Genomic DNA, 14111 nt, shown 5'->3' on the forward strand with positions numbered 1-14111 from the left:
CCCCGGACCCCTACCGCGCTTCGGGCGGTGTTCTGAAACGCCGGACGGGCTGATTTCGCTCCGCGAAATCCAGCCCCGCCGGCGACCCCGGCGCAGGGTCCGGGGGCGGAGCCCCCGGTATCGGGAAGGGGCGGGATCGGGGAAAGCGCATGTCACGGCAGGCGTAACGCCCACTGTCACACCCCGCCCGTAAGGTCGTGGATGCAGGTGCGAACCGTGTCCGCCGACGACCAGGGACGGGAGGGACCCCGATGACGAGCACCACGGCCGCCGCCGTCTTCCTGCCCGCCGCGCTGCCCCGCGAGGGCCGGGTCGCTTTCTGGGAGCCCGACGGGCGTCCGCTCGCCGGCGCGAGCGGCGAGCTTGTCGTCGTCCGGCCCGACGGGCAGGACGGCGGCTTCCGCAGCGAGACCGTTCCCGCCGTCGTACTGCCCGTCGTCGACGCCGCGCCGCTGCTCATCCGCGCCCGCCGGGATCCGGCCGCGCATCCGGCCTCCGCCTGCTGGGGCGCCGCGGTCCTGCACGCCCTGCATCTTGTGGCACGCGGCAGGCTGCTGCCCGGGCTGACCCCGTCCGACCACGACGCCTGGCGGGCCGGGCCGCTGGATGCCGACGACATCGCGCAGTTGAGGGCCATTGCCGCCGCCATGCCGTACGAGGCGCATGCCGCGCCCGTCGAGGGGGTCCCGCCGCTGCGGCTCCCGGATCCGGAGGCGCTGGTGCGGTCGTTCTTCGACGCGGTGGCCGACAGCCTGCCGCGCACACCGGCTGCCGCGTTCGCCGCGGGCGCGCCTTTCGCGGCAGCCGCCGCGCAGCATCTGCCGAGCGCCCGCGAGTGGGCTGCCGAGGCCGCCGCCGGGATGGACGCGGGCGTGCGGGTCTCGCTGCGGCTGGACCTGTCCGCGTATGAGTTTTTCGACAGCGATCCGCACGACAGCGCCGAGCGCCACGCCGGGGCGGCGCTCGTCCAGGTGCACAGCCTCGCCGACCCGACCCTCGTGATGGATGCGGCGCGCCTGTGGGTCGGTGCCGGGGACGAGCACTTCGGGCCGCGGGCCCGGATCGACACGGTGCTCGCCCTGCGCCGTGCCGGCCGGGTCTGGCCGCCGCTCGCACGGCTGCTGGAGAGGGACGTGCCGGACGTACTGCCCCTCACGGAGGACGAGTTGTACGAGCTGCTCGGCCCGGGTGCGGCACGCCTGGACGCGGCGGGCGTCGCCGTCCACTGGCCGAAGGAGCTCGCGCGTACGCTCTCGGCCGCCGCGGTCGTGCGCTCCGCGCCCGGCTCCGCCACCGACGGCACGCCCTTCTTCGACAGCGAGGAACTGCTCAAGTTCGACTGGCAGCTCGCACTGGACGGCGATCCGCTGACGGAGCGTGAGATGGACGCGCTCGCCGAGTCGCACCGCCCCATCGTGCGGCTGCGCGACCGCTGGGTCGTGGTCGACCCGGATCTTGTCCGCAAGGCACGCAAGAGGGAGCTCGGCCTGCTGGAGCCCGTCGACGCTCTCGCGGTGGCGCTGACCGGCACGGCGGAGGTCGACGGGGAGACGGTCGATGCCGTGCCGACGGGTGCGCTGGCCGCCCTGCGCGACCGCCTCTCCGCCGCCACCGCCCCCGCCGTGGCCCCGCCCGGGCTGCACGCCACGCTGCGGGACTACCAACTGCGCGGCCTGGCATGGCTGGACCTGATGACATCCCTCGGCCTCGGCGGATGCCTCGCCGACGACATGGGCCTCGGCAAGACCGTCACCGTGATCGCCCTGCATCTGCGCCGGGCGCGCTCCGCCCCGACGCTGGTCGTGTGCCCGGCCTCGCTGCTCGGGAACTGGCAGCGGGAGATCGCCCGCTTCGCCCCCGGCGTCCCGGTACGGCGGTTCCACGGCGCAGACCGTGTCCTCGACACGCCCGACGGCGGCTTCGTGCTGACCACGTACGGCACGATGCGCAGCAGCGCGGAGCAACTGGCGGCGCACACATGGGGGATGGTCGTCGCCGACGAGGCACAGCACGTGAAGAACCCGTTCTCCGCGACGGCCAAGGCGCTGCGCACGATTCCCACGCCCGCCCGCGTCGCCCTCACCGGCACCCCCGTGGAGAACAACCTCTCCGAGCTGTGGGCGCTGCTGGACTGGACGACTCCCGGACTGCTCGGCCCCCTCAAGGCCTTCCGCTCGCGCCACGCCCGCCTCGTGGAGAACGGCGAGGACGAAGCGGCCGTGGAGCGGCTCGCCCGGCTCGTCCGTCCGTTCCTGCTGCGCCGCAAGAAGTCCGACCCGGGCATCGTGCCCGAGCTGCCGCCGAAGACGGAGTCGGACCATCCGGTGCCTCTCACCCGCGAACAGGCGTCGCTCTACGAGGCGGTCGTGCGGGAGACCATGGCGGCGATCGAAGCCGCCGAGGGTATCGCGCGCCGCGGCCTGGTGATGAAGCTGCTGACGGCCCTCAAGCAGATCTGCAACCACCCCGCGCAGTTCCTGAAGGAGTATGGACCGGGGCACGGTGGCGCCGGCGCGCCCCGGCTGGCCGGCCGCTCCGGCAAGCTCGCCCTGCTCGACGAGCTTCTCGAGACGATCCTGTCGGAGGACGGCTCGGTCCTGATCTTCACTCAGTACGTCTCCATGGCCCGTCTGCTGTCGGCGCACCTCGCGTCCCGCGCCATCCCCTGCCAACTGTTGCACGGAGGGACGCCGGTGGCGGAGCGCGAGCGCATGGTCGACCGCTTCCAGTCGGGGGAGGTCCCGGTCTTCATCCTGTCGCTCAAGGCGGCCGGCACCGGGCTGAACCTGACCAGGGCGGGCCATGTCGTCCACTTCGACCGCTGGTGGAACCCGGCCGTCGAGGAGCAGGCCACCGACCGCGCCTACCGCATCGGCCAGACACAGCCGGTGCAGGTCCACCGTCTCGTCACCGAGGGCACGGTGGAGGACCGCATCGCCGAGATGCTTGCCTCCAAGCGGGCCCTGGCCGATGCGGTGCTGGGCTCGGGAGAGGCGGCGCTCACCGAGCTGACCGACCGGGAGCTGGCCGATCTCGTCTCCCTGCGGAGGCCGTCATGACCCCGCCCGCGCACCCGCGTCCCCGGCCGGGCATCTCGCCCAGCCGCCACGACGACCAGCGCCGTACGTTCCCGGCTCTGGACGCCCTCGCCGACGACGAGCCCGCGGCGACCTGGTGGGGCAACGCCTGGGTGGAGGCGCTGGAGGACACCGCCCTCGACCCCGCCCGCCTCGTCCGCGGCCGCGCCTACGCGGCCACGGGCCACGTCGCGGCGATCACGGTGACGCCCGGCCGGGTCATGGCGTACGTGCAGGGCAGCAGAGCGCGTCCGTACCGCACGGAGATCCGCCTGCGCACCCTCACCGACGACGACTGGGACGACTTCCTGTCCGCGGCGGCGGCCCGGCCCGAGCACATCGCGGCGCTGCTCGACAAGGACGTCCCTCACGCGCTGGCGAGCGCCGCCGACCTGCTGCCGACGCCCGGTGACCTGATCCCCGACTGCTCCTGCCCCGACGACGGCTATCCCTGCAAGCACGCCGCGGCGCTGTGCTACCAGACGGCCAGGCTGCTGGACGAGGACCCGTTCGTGCTGTTCCTGATGCGCGGCCGGGGCGAGCGGGACATCCTCTCCGACCTCTCCAGCCGTAACGCGACCCGTGCGGCGGCCGAGCACTCCGCCACCGCGTCCGCCGCACCCCTGCCGAGCGTGTCCGCGGAGGACGCCGTCGCCCGGCGCGCGGAGCTGCCCCTCCTGCCGCCGCCCTTCCCCGCCCCGCCCCGCCCGGGCCGCCCCCCGGCCTACCCCGGCGCCCCCGGTGCTCCCGACCCGCTCGCCCTCGACCTGCTGGCCTCAGAGGCCGCCGCACGCGCCCATGCCCTCCTCGCCACCGGGCAGGATCCCGTCGCCGTGCTCACTCCCTGGCAGGACGCGGTGCGGTTGGCCGCCGCACACCCCGGCTCCGGCCTGACCGCCTCGACCCGCGCTCTGTACCGCGATCTCGCCGCCGCCACCGACCGCAGCCCCACGGAGCTCGCCCGTGCGGTCGCCGCCTGGCGGCAGGGCGGGTCGGCGGCACTCAGCGTGCTGGAGGAGCCCTGGGACCCGCCCGCCGGTCCCTTCGACCGGGCTCGGCCGGCCCTGGCCGCTGCGGACTTCCCCGGCTTCAGGCCCTGGCGCAACCACCTGTCCGCACGCTCTCTCCAGCTCCGGCTCGGCCGTGACGGCCTCTGGTACGGGTACGAATCCGACCCCGACCGGGAGGACTGGTGGCCGCGCGGCACTCCCGACACGGACCCCGTGGGCGCGCTCACCGCCTTGGTGGGCAGGTGAATCAGAAATCGGCCAGCGTCGGTTCGTCGAGCCTGGCCACCGAATCCTGAGCGTACGCCCGCACATAGGCCTCGCGGATCCGCTCGATCCGGGCGTCACGCGCACCGGCCTCGGCGGCCGGATAGAGCAGGATCAGCTCGTACGAACGCTCCCGCTCGATGACGCCGTTGGAGTCGTGCCACTGGCCGCGGCCCTCTTGGATGGTCAGTCCGTCGGGGAAACCGGGCGTGACGCTCCGGTCGACGAACGCCATGAACTGCGCGTCGGTCACATCGGGCCCGCCGTCCGGCCGCTCGGTGCCGAAGAACAGCCGAGTCTCCACATACGCCGTACCGCGCGCCGTGGTTGAGGCGGTGGCCCGCGGTGCGGCGGGCCGGTCACCCTCCAGTGAGGCCTGCGCGGCCGGCGCGGCCACGCCCAGTACGGCGATGGCGGCGCCGGCGACGGCCAGCACGGTGCGTCGTGTCATGGACGGCGAATTCATCGGGCGGCGGGGCCGCTTCATGGTCTGCACGGTCGGAACCCTTCCGTCGGGGCGAGTGGCCCGGCGGGGCCGCACGGCGCGGCCCACTCATCCGCTCGCAACGCCCGTGGCACCGGCCGGATCACCGGCTCCGGCCGGAATCCACCCGTCCGCGCGACGGGCGGCGCGGGACAGGGCACGGCTGCCGGCTCGACGGTCAACTCGGCCTTCGGCTCGACGTTCAGTTCGAACGGTCTTCGACAGCTCCCCCACCCGATGGGGTGAATGGCTCATTCGGCGGAACCGATGGGCCCCTGCGGCGTTAATTCCGATGCGGGCGACTGCCCGTGAGGTTTCTTCTGAAGGCAGGCAACCATGAGGCAGGTTCACCGAAAGGGCCTGGCGACCGTGATGCTCACGGGCAGCGCACTGGCCATGGCGACAGGCTACGCCCAGGCGGACTCGAGCGCGGACGGCGCGGCCGTCGGATCCCCCGGCGTGGGGTCGGGCAACGCGATCCAGCTTCCCGTGCACGTTCCGGTGAACGTGTGCGGCAACACCGTCAACGTGGTCGGACTGCTCAACCCGGCGGCCGGCAACGAGTGCTCCAACGTGTCGGACGGTGACAACGGCGGCAGCGCGGAACAGGGCGGAGGCGCCCACGCGGGCGGCGAGGTGGCGGGATCACCGGGTGTTCTCTCCGGCAACGGCCTGCAGCTCCCGGTCGACCTGCCGGTCAATGTGAGCGGCAACTCGGTGAACGTCGTCGGCATCGCCAACCCCGCCATCGGCAACAGCTCGGTGAACGACTCCCGCAAGCCGCCGGTCGAGGAGGAGCCGACCACCCCGCCGAAGACCGTGAAGCCCGAGAAGCCGGCCGCCCACGGCGAGCAGTCGGCGCCGAAGCCTGCCGGCGGGGCGCTGGCCCAGACGGGCTCCGACGAGCTGGCGTTCGCTGTCCCGGCCGGTGCGGCGATGCTCCTCGGCGGCCTCGTCCTGTACCGCCGGTTCCGCCCCACCCAGGAATAGGACCTGCGGCGAGGTACCGCCCGGCTCATGCCGTCGTTGAAGGACGTCGCCAGGCCGCCAGGACCGCCTCGATCTGCCGCGCCACGTGGGCCCGAGCCTCGTGGCGGGCGACGCCCGCCATCAACAGTGCGTCGTAGCCGGTGTCGACGTGCCGTACGGAAGCGCGCACCGCGGCCGTGACCGCTCCTTCCTCCAGCGAGCGGCCCGCCGAGGTGCGGCCGACGCGCCCGCTGCCGCGCAGGGCGGCGTGCGCGGCGATCTCGGCGGCGCGCTCCCCGGGGCAGCCCGGGAACAGGCGCAGTATCACGGCAGCCAGTTCGGCGGTGAACCGCGCGTCCTCCGCGGCCCGCCGGGCCGCATCCCGCCCACGGCGGCGGGCGCGCGCGTCCGCGTCGGCGAGGCATGCCGACTCCGCTCGGGCGAGCGCCGCCTCCTCGACGAGCAGCCCCTGCCGTTCGTGGCGACTGCGGCGGCGGTTGAAACGCACCACGACCGCCCAGAGCGAACTCGCCTCCCGGGCCCGCCGGGTGAGCGCCGCGCTGCCTCTCGGCAGATACACCAAGTGGCCGAGGTCGGCGCACTCCAGGCACAGGGGCGCGTCGGACTCGAGCACATGCATCGCAAGCGGGCCCCTGCGGCACTCGGAGCAGTGCCTGCCCTTGCGCGGCTGGATCACCACCAGGTCCATGTCCGGTAGGTACCCACCGGGTACGCTCCGCTCCCATGACGATCAACTGTGCCGTGCTCGACGACTACCAGGACGCCGCGCTCTCCATGGCGGACTGGTCCTCGCTCGCGGGCGCAGTCGAAGTACGTTCCCTGCGGCAGCACTTCGGCTCGGAGGACGCCGTGGTCGAGGCGGTGGGCGACTGCGAGATCCTGGTCGCGATGCGCGAGCGGACACCGTTCCCCTCGTCCCTGCTCGACCGGCTGCCGCGGCTGCGGCTGCTGATCACCTCGGGCATGCGCAACGCCTCGATCGACCTCGAAGCCGCGGCCCGCAACGGTGTGACCGTGTGCGGCACCGCCAGCAGCTCCGAACCGCCCGCCGAACTGACCTGGGCCCTCATCCTCGGTCTCGCCCGGCACGTCGCACAGGAGAGCAACGCCCTGCGTGACGGCGGTCCCTGGCAGTCGACCATCGGCGCGGATCTGCACGGCCGCACGCTCGCCCTGCTGGGTCTCGGGAAGATCGGCACGAAGGTCGCCGCCGTCGGCCGGGCCTTCGGCATGGACGTCATGGCCTGGAGCCGGGACCTCACCGACGAACGGGCCGCGGAGCACGGCGTCGTACGGGCCGCCTCGCTCGAAGAGCTCCTCGGGGCGGGGGACTTCGTCTCCGTGCATCTGCAGCTCAGCGACCGCACCCGGAGCCTGATCGGTGCCGAAGAGCTGAAGCGGATGCGCCGCACGGCCTATCTGATCAACACCTCCCGGGCCGCGATCATCGACCAGGAGGCCCTGGTGCAGGCGCTGCACGAGAGCTGGATCGCCGGAGCGGGCGCCGACGTGTTCGAGCAGGAACCGCTGCCCGCGGACCACCCGCTGCGCATGGCACCGAACTTCCTCGGCCTCCCCCATCTCGGTTACGTCACCCGCCGCAACTACGAGGGGTACTTCCGGGAGGCGGTCGAGAACATCGCCGCGTACCTGGCGGGAAGCCCCGTCCGTACCCTGTGCAGCCCACCCGGCCCGGCCTCTCCGGCTAGCGCACTCCCCAGCTAGCGCACTCCCGGCGCCGCGGCGCCGATGAACTCCGAGAGCGTCTCCCGCGCCTGTTCCGAGCGGTGCGCGCGATCCGCCTCGTCCGGTGCCTCGTGCATGCAGTTGGTGACGTCGAACGCGGCCGCCGCCAGGGCCAGCGCCTGCGGGTCGTCGCACACCAGCTGCACCCGGATCAGCGCCTGATGGGCGGTGGAGCGCAGCCGGTACGAGTCGATGCGGACCTCTTCGGCGACCGCACTGCCGGGGGAGTCGTACGCACGGTGCCAGCGGTCGTTCTGCCCGCGCCGGTAGTCGACGAGGGCACCCGCGAAGGCGCTGTACGCGGAGATCCTCTCCTGGCGCAGCTGTTCCGCCCGGGCGAGGGCGGCGGTGCGTTCTGAGGTCTGACGCTGGAAGAAGTGGGTCGCCACCGAGCCGAGCAGGGTGCCGACGACCGCGATGACCGCTGTCCACATGTGCTGCTCCAGGGCTTGGCACGTCGTTCGGGTGCTGTCGGTCGGGCCGGCGGTTTCACGGCCCGATCACGCAGGACAGCATCAGATCATCGCAGTGCAGACGGTAGTCAAGCCCTTGGGGAGATTACTGACGGTAGCCAGCGAGAAATCGGCCGATCCGGCTGATCGCGGCATCGAGATCGTCGGCGTGCGGCAGTGTGAGGATCCGGAAGTGGTCGGGACGCGGCCAGTTGAAGCCCGTGCCCTGGACGACCTGGATCTTCTCGCGCAGCAGCAGGTCCAGCACGAACTTCTCGTCGTCGTGGATCGGATGCACCTTCGGATCCAGCCGGGGGAAGGCGTACAGCGCTCCCTTGGGCTTGACGCAGGAGACGCCCGGGATCTCGTTGAGCTTCTCCCAGGCCCGGTCACGCTGGTCGTGAAGCCGGCCGCCGGGCGCGACGAGTTCCCTGATGGACTGCCGGCCCCCGAGCGCGGCCTGAATGGCGTACTGGGACGGGGCATTGGCGCACAGCCGCATCGAGGCGAGCATCGTCAGGCCCTCGAGATAGTTGCGGGCGTGCTGCCGGGGGCCGCTGACGACAAGCCACCCCGAGCGGAAGCCGGCGACGCGGTACGTCTTGGACAGGCCGCTGAAGGTGAGTACGACCAGGTCGGGGGCGAGGGCGGCGGCGGTGTGGTGGACGGCGTCGTCGTAGACGATCTGGTCGTAGATCTCGTCGGCGAACACCATCAGATGGTGGCGGCGCGCGAGGTCGAGGATGCCCTCGACGACCTCACGGGGGTAGACCGCGCCGGTGGGGTTGTTGGGGTTGATGATCACGACGGCCCTGGTGCGGTCGGTGATCTTCGAGGCCATGTCGTTCAGGTCCGGGTACCAGTCGGACTCCTCGTCGCACAGGTAGTGCACGGCCTTGCCGCCGGCGAGGGTGGTCACCGCGGTCCACAGCGGGAAGTCCGGCGCGGGGATGAGGACTTCGTCGCCGTCCTCCAGCAGGGCCTGGACCGCCATGGAGACGAGCTCGGAGACGCCGTTGCCGAGGAAGACGTCGTCCACGTCGACATCGGTGAGGCCGAGGGCCTGGTAGCGCTGCGCCACGGCGCGGCGGGCGGACAGGACGCCGCGCGAGTCGGTGTAGCCGTGGGCCTGCGGAAGCATGCGGATCATGTCCTGGACGATCTGGTCCGGCGCCTCGAACCCGAAGAGCGCCGGGTTGCCCGTGTTCAGGCGCAGGACGCTGTGGCCCGCCTCCTCCAGGGCGTTGGCGTGCTCGATCACCGGACCGCGGATCTCGTAGCAGACCTCGCTGAGCTTGCTCGACTGCCGGAACTCCATGCCGTGGCCCTCCCAGGACTGAATGACGTACTTGGTTTTACCAAGCTGGAGCTTGGAAAGTCCAACAACATGTCTAGACTGCGTCGCATGCCACCTCGTCAGCCCCGCCGCCGGAGCTATGACCAGTACTGCGCCGCCGCCCGTGCCCTGGACGCCGTCGGCGACCGGTGGACCCTGCTCGTCGTCCGGGAACTGCTCGGAGGCCCCCGCCGCTACACCGACCTCCACGCCGATCTGCCCGGAGTCAGTACGGACGTCCTGGCATCCCGGCTGAAGGACATGGAGCGGGATGGTCTCGCCACCCGCCGCAGGCTGCCCCCGCCGTCGGCTGCTTCCGTCTACGAACTCACCGAGCGCGGACGAGGGTTGCTGCCCGTACTGACCGCACTCGCCGAGTGGGGCGCGCCCGCGCTCGTGGAGCGCCGCCCCACCGACGCCGTACGGGCCCACTGGTTCGCGATCCCGCTGCTGCGGGCGCTGGAGGCCCCGGGCCGGGTCGCGGTCGTCGAAGTGCGGCTCGACGAGGGCGTCTTCCATCTGCGGCTCGGTGGCGGCGCTCCCTCCCCGTACGGCGACGGCCCCGCGGACGCCCCCGACGTCCGTCTCACCCTCGACACGGACACTTGCACGGCGCTGGCGGCCGGTGATCTGGCCCTGCCGGAAGGGGTGAGTGCCGGGCAGATCAAGGTGGAGGGCGAAGCGGCGCTTCTCGGCGTATGAGAGCAAGGAACGTCCGGGCCACAGGGCCCGAGCCTGCCGGGCGATGATGGGCGGGTGAGACTCGAAGCGATCACCTGGGAGCGGATGGCGGAGCAGCTCGCCGAACGGGTGCTGCGGACGCGGGCGCAGGACGGCAGCCCCTGGCTGCGCGTCGGTGTCGACGGTGCGCCCGCCGCACGTCCCGGGGAGCTCGCGGAGCGGATCGGCGGCGTGCTGCGGCTGCGGGGGCGGGGGGTCGCGGTCGTCGGGACGGGCGGCTTCCTGCGTCCCGCGTCGCTGCGGTACGAGTACGGCCGCGAGGACCCCGACACGTACTACAGCGGCTGGTTCGACACCGGTGCCCTGTGGCGGGAGGTCTTCGGCCCGCTGGAGGCGGAGGGCACCGGGCGGGTGCTGCCCGACCTGTGGGACCCGGTCACGGACCGGGCCACGCGCAGCGCGCCCGTCCAACTGCCGCCCGACGGGGTATTGCTGCTGCACGGGCCGTTCCTGCTCGGGCACTGGTTCCCGTTCGACCTGACCGTGCATCTGCGGCTCTCGGCGGGCGCGCTGGAGCGTCGCACGGAAGAGGACGAACGCTGGACCCTCCCCGCGTACAGGCGGTACGAGGAAGAGGTCGGGCCGGCAGACGTTGCGGACGTGCTCGTACGGGCCGACGACCCGCGCCACCCGGCCTGGGGTGGACTTGGAGGACACTGATCCGCGCCATCCCCCGTGGGACGGAACCGGCCGACGCTCACGGCCGCCCGCCCAGACGTGACACCGCCTCCGCGCCCGCCCGGCACCCCTCCTCCGCCGCCGAACGCGCGTCCGCGCCCGCCAGCCGCGCGGCGAGGAAGGCGCCGGTGAACGCGTCGCCCGCGCCCGTCGTGTCCAGGGCCTCGGCAGGTGGGGGCTCTACACGGCCCGTGATGTGGCCGGACTCCGCGACCAGCGCACCTCGCGCCCCCAGCGTCACCACCGTCAGCGGGACCGAGTGGCTGAGCTTCGCCGCGGCGTCGGCGGGGTCGGGCAGACCGGTCAGCAACCGGGCCTCGTCCGCGTTCGGCAGCAGGACCTCCACGCCCTCGAGCGCCGACAGCGTGTGCCGCACGCCCAGTTCGCGGATGAAGCCGGCCGAAGCCGGATCCACGCTGACCGGGATCCCCCGGTCGTGGGCAGCGTCCTTCGCGAGCAGCGCCGCGGCCCGGCTGGTCTTTGAGAACAACAGATAGCCGGACAGGTGCAGATGGCCGATCCCGTCGAGCAGCGACGCGGACCAGTCCTTGGGGCACAGCCGCAGCACCGCCCCGCTGTCGGTGAGAAACGTCCGCTCCGCTGTGGCGTCGACGAGGGCGACGACGGTCGCGGTCGGGACCGCGTCGTCGGGCACGAGCAGGGGACGCACACCCGCCGCGCGCAGCCGCGCTGCGTGCCAGTCCAGGTCGACGGCGCCCGCCCGGGCCAGCAGCCGCACATCACGGCATCCCCGGTCCACTGCCCAGCACGCGACGTTGGCCCCGGCGCCGCCGGGCAGGATGCGGATCGTGGCGGCCGTGTCGGTGCCCGCGGCGAGTGGCGCGGCGTGCCGGGCGACGACGTCGGTGACGACGTCGCCGACGACGAGGAGACCCGTCATGCGTACGCCGCCGCGATCCGTGCCGCGAGCCGAACATTGCCGCGCACCGCCGCCAGGTTGGCCTCGAGCGAGGCTCCGTCGGTGTACCGCATCAGCCGGTCGAGGAGGAACGGTGTGACGGCCTGCCCCGTGATGCCCTCCTGTCGCGCCTCGTCGAGCGCCCGCGCCAGTACCCGGTCGTGCAGCGCGGGGTCCAACTGCTCGGTCGGCGGGACGGGGTTGGCGACGATCAGCGAGGAGTACGGCTCCGCCATCACGTCCTTCGCGCGCATGACGGCGGCGACCTCCTCCGGGGTGCCGACGGTCCAGTCGACCGGTTCCCCGGACGAGGTCAGATAGAAGCCGGGGAAGTGCCGCGTCCCGTACCCGATCACCGTCACGCCGAGCGTTTCCAGCCGCTGCAGCGTGGCCGGTACGTCCAGGATCGATTTCACGCCCGCGCACACCACGGTGATGCCGACCTGGGCGAGGAGCCGCAGGTCGGCCGACTCGTCCTGGGTGTCCGTCCATCCGCGGTGCACTCCACCGAGGCCCCCGGTCGCGAAGACGGGGATACCGGCCCGGTCGGCGAGCAGCGCCGTCGCGGAGACGGTCGTCGCGCCGCTCGCCCCCCTCGCGAGGGCGGGAGCCAGGTCGCGATGACCCAGTTTGCGCATGTCCGGGTCGCCCGCCACACGTTCCAACTCGTCCTTGGTCAACCCGACATGGGCTCTGCCGTCGAGCACGGCGATGGTCGCGGGGACGGCGCCGCCCGCCCGGACCAGCGCCTCCAACTCCTCCGCGACGGCCAGATTGCGCGGGCGCGGCAAGCCGTGCGCGATGATCGTGGACTCCAGGGCGACGACGGGCGCGTCGGTGTCGAGCGCTTCCCGTACCTCTTCGGACACCGTGACTGCGGATGTGGGCATGTCCCATCCCTGGCGCGACGGGCAGTGGTACAAACATCTCGGCCCGTGGGGCCCGGCACGGTCCCTCGGCAGGACCCTGCGGTCGTGGCACGCGGATCGCACGAAATGGCTTCTTTCCGCTCCCGGCATGGTTTATCTGCAAGTGCCGCCCCAGGTGGTGATTCGGGCGTCGGTGCGGTGGGAAAGCTGGTCGGCGGCCCCTCCGGCGGGCGACGCTCCGTGGTCCGGCACGGACGTTCTATGTCCTGGCGACAGCCCGCCGCACCGCCAGCGCGGCCATCGGCACCAGCAACACCGCCCCGATCACGTTCAGCCACCCGTATCCCGCCTGCGCCACCACCAGGCCCGCCGCCGCGCCACCCAGGCCCGCCGCCGTGTTCATCGTCAGGTCGGACAGGCCCTGCACCGCCGCCCTCGCGGGCTGCGGCACGGACTCGGTGAGCAGGGTGGAACCGGAGACCAGCCCCGCCGACCAGCCCAGCCCGAGCAGGAACAGCCCTGCCGCGGTCTGCCCGTGGCTCGGGCCGGCCGTGCCGGCCAGCAGTGCGGCCGCGCAGAGCAGGCCCGCCGCGAGTCCGATCACCGCGAGCCGGCCGACGCGGTCCGACAGCCAGCCCATCACGGGTGAGAACGCGTACATGCCTGCGATATGGCCGCTGATCACCAGGCCGATCAGTTCGATACCGGCCCCGTGATGGCTGAGGGCGACGGGAGTCATCGACATGATCGACACCATCGCCGTGTGCGAGACGGCCACAGTCACCAGGGCGAGCCGGGCCATGGAGGAGTTTCGTACGGCGAGCAGCCCGGCCTTCAGCGAACGGCCCTCGGGGGAGGTGTCGGCCGTGGACATGGCGCGGGCGGTGAGCAGCGGGTCGGGCCGGAGCAGGACGAGGACGAGTGCGGCGGAGACGAGGAACACCCCGGCCGCCCACAGGAACGGCCCCGCGGCCGCGGGAATGCCCAGCCCGGACACGCTGCGCCCGGCGGGCGAGGCGATGTTGGGGCCGAGCACCGCGCCGACAGTGGTCGCCCAGACAACGGTGGAGATGGCCCGCCCTCGCCGCTCGGGCTCCGCGAGATCGGCCGCGGCGAACCGGGCCTGCAGGTTCGCCGACGAGGCGGCGCCGAACCCGGCCATGCCGAGGAGCAGCAGCGGGAAGCTGTCGACGACGGCGGCCACGACGACCACGCCGGCGCCCAGGGCACCGATGACGTAGGCGAGGACCAGCCCGGGACGCCGCCCCCGTGCGGTCATCAGTGCGGCCAGGGGCATCGACAGCACCGCGGTCCCGGCGACCGTGGCGGTCGGGGCAAGGCCGGCCAGCGCCTCCGTGCCGCTGACCTCCTGCGCCAGCACCGCGGCCAGCGCGATGCCGGTGGCGACTCCGAGGCCGCCGAGGATCTGGCTGACGATCAGCACGGCGTTGATGCGCCGGCGTATCGCGGGGAGGTCGGCGGCCGCGACTGCCGATGCCTTGCCGTCGTCGGGTATGTCAGGAGCGTCGGACGTCGTGGTCACCG

Annotated in this window: 13 protein-coding genes; 6 read left to right on the forward strand and 7 right to left on the reverse strand. The window is 72.8% G+C overall.

What is annotated here, in order from left to right; genetic code table 11:
• Nucleotides 1-251 precede the first annotated feature (251 nt).
• Both ACIQ7Q_RS19290 and ACIQ7Q_RS19295 read left to right on the forward strand, forming a co-directional pair.
• A complete protein-coding gene (locus tag ACIQ7Q_RS19290) occupies nucleotides 252-3059 on the forward strand; it encodes a DEAD/DEAH box helicase (protein ID WP_403863057.1) in 2808 nt (935 codons plus the stop codon).
• Nucleotides 3056-4333 carry an SWIM zinc finger family protein gene (locus ACIQ7Q_RS19295; RefSeq protein ID WP_403863060.1) on the forward strand — a complete coding sequence of 426 codons (1278 nt, stop codon included), beginning with the start codon at nucleotides 3056-3058 and terminating at the stop codon, nucleotides 4331-4333. Before ACIQ7Q_RS19290 ends, ACIQ7Q_RS19295 begins: the two co-directional genes overlap by 4 nt.
• 1 nt (nucleotide 4334) lies before the next feature.
• Here ACIQ7Q_RS19295 and ACIQ7Q_RS19300 read toward each other — a convergent pair whose 3' ends face one another.
• Complete coding sequence (locus ACIQ7Q_RS19300; protein WP_403863064.1) at nucleotides 4335-4802, reverse strand: DUF3574 domain-containing protein; 468 nt, start codon at nucleotides 4800-4802, stop codon at nucleotides 4335-4337.
• A 369-nt stretch (nucleotides 4803-5171) separates the two neighbouring features.
• Here ACIQ7Q_RS19300 and ACIQ7Q_RS19305 point away from each other — a divergent pair, with 369 nt between their 5' ends.
• Complete coding sequence (locus ACIQ7Q_RS19305; protein WP_403863067.1) at nucleotides 5172-5825, forward strand: chaplin; 654 nt, start codon at nucleotides 5172-5174, stop codon at nucleotides 5823-5825.
• A gap of 25 nt (nucleotides 5826-5850) precedes the next feature.
• Here the strand turns inward: ACIQ7Q_RS19305 and ACIQ7Q_RS19310 are convergent, their stop codons facing one another.
• Nucleotides 5851-6513, reverse strand: a complete 663-nt coding sequence (locus ACIQ7Q_RS19310; protein WP_403863070.1) for a DUF2293 domain-containing protein — start codon at nucleotides 6511-6513, stop codon at nucleotides 5851-5853.
• Between the two features lie 35 nt (nucleotides 6514-6548).
• Here ACIQ7Q_RS19310 and ACIQ7Q_RS19315 point away from each other — a divergent pair, with 35 nt between their 5' ends.
• Nucleotides 6549-7550, forward strand: a complete 1002-nt coding sequence (locus ACIQ7Q_RS19315) for a D-2-hydroxyacid dehydrogenase family protein (protein ID WP_403863073.1) — start codon at nucleotides 6549-6551, stop codon at nucleotides 7548-7550.
• Here the strand turns inward: ACIQ7Q_RS19315 and ACIQ7Q_RS19320 are convergent.
• A complete protein-coding gene (locus tag ACIQ7Q_RS19320; protein WP_403863076.1) occupies nucleotides 7547-8005 on the reverse strand; it encodes a hypothetical protein in 459 nt (152 codons plus the stop codon). The genes ACIQ7Q_RS19315 and ACIQ7Q_RS19320 overlap by 4 nt on opposite strands.
• 124 nt (nucleotides 8006-8129) lie before the next feature.
• A complete protein-coding gene (locus ACIQ7Q_RS19325; RefSeq protein ID WP_403863079.1) occupies nucleotides 8130-9341 on the reverse strand; it encodes a pyridoxal phosphate-dependent aminotransferase in 1212 nt (403 codons plus the stop codon).
• Nucleotides 9342-9410: 69 nt separating this feature from the next.
• Between ACIQ7Q_RS19325 and ACIQ7Q_RS19330 the strand changes: the two genes are divergently transcribed.
• Together ACIQ7Q_RS19330 and ACIQ7Q_RS19335 are read left to right on the forward strand one after the other, a co-directional pair.
• The gene (locus ACIQ7Q_RS19330; RefSeq protein ID WP_403863082.1) at nucleotides 9411-10061 is read left to right on the forward strand and encodes a winged helix-turn-helix transcriptional regulator; all 651 of its coding nucleotides are present in this window, start codon (nucleotides 9411-9413) and stop codon (nucleotides 10059-10061) included.
• Nucleotides 10062-10115: 54 nt separating this feature from the next.
• Nucleotides 10116-10760, forward strand: a complete 645-nt coding sequence (locus tag ACIQ7Q_RS19335) for a uridine kinase (protein WP_403863085.1) — start codon at nucleotides 10116-10118, stop codon at nucleotides 10758-10760.
• A gap of 37 nt (nucleotides 10761-10797) precedes the next feature.
• On the opposite strand, the gene ACIQ7Q_RS19340 is transcribed toward ACIQ7Q_RS19335, so the two are convergent.
• The 3 genes from ACIQ7Q_RS19340 to ACIQ7Q_RS19350 all read right to left on the reverse strand — a co-directional run bounded on the left by ACIQ7Q_RS19340 (nucleotide 10798) and on the right by ACIQ7Q_RS19350 (nucleotide 14109).
• Nucleotides 10798-11679, reverse strand: a complete 882-nt coding sequence (locus ACIQ7Q_RS19340; protein WP_403863088.1) for a carbohydrate kinase family protein — start codon at nucleotides 11677-11679, stop codon at nucleotides 10798-10800.
• A complete protein-coding gene (locus ACIQ7Q_RS19345; protein ID WP_403863091.1) occupies nucleotides 11676-12587 on the reverse strand; it encodes a pseudouridine-5'-phosphate glycosidase in 912 nt (303 codons plus the stop codon). Before ACIQ7Q_RS19345 ends, ACIQ7Q_RS19340 begins: the two co-directional genes overlap by 4 nt.
• A gap of 238 nt (nucleotides 12588-12825) precedes the next feature.
• Nucleotides 12826-14109, reverse strand: a complete 1284-nt coding sequence (locus ACIQ7Q_RS19350; RefSeq protein ID WP_403863094.1) for an MFS transporter — start codon at nucleotides 14107-14109, stop codon at nucleotides 12826-12828.
• Between the last annotated feature and the right edge of the window lie 2 nt (nucleotides 14110-14111).

Source organism: Streptomyces sp. NPDC096176, assembly GCF_044763255.1.
Classification (GTDB): Bacteria; Actinomycetota; Actinomycetes; order Streptomycetales; family Streptomycetaceae; genus Streptomyces.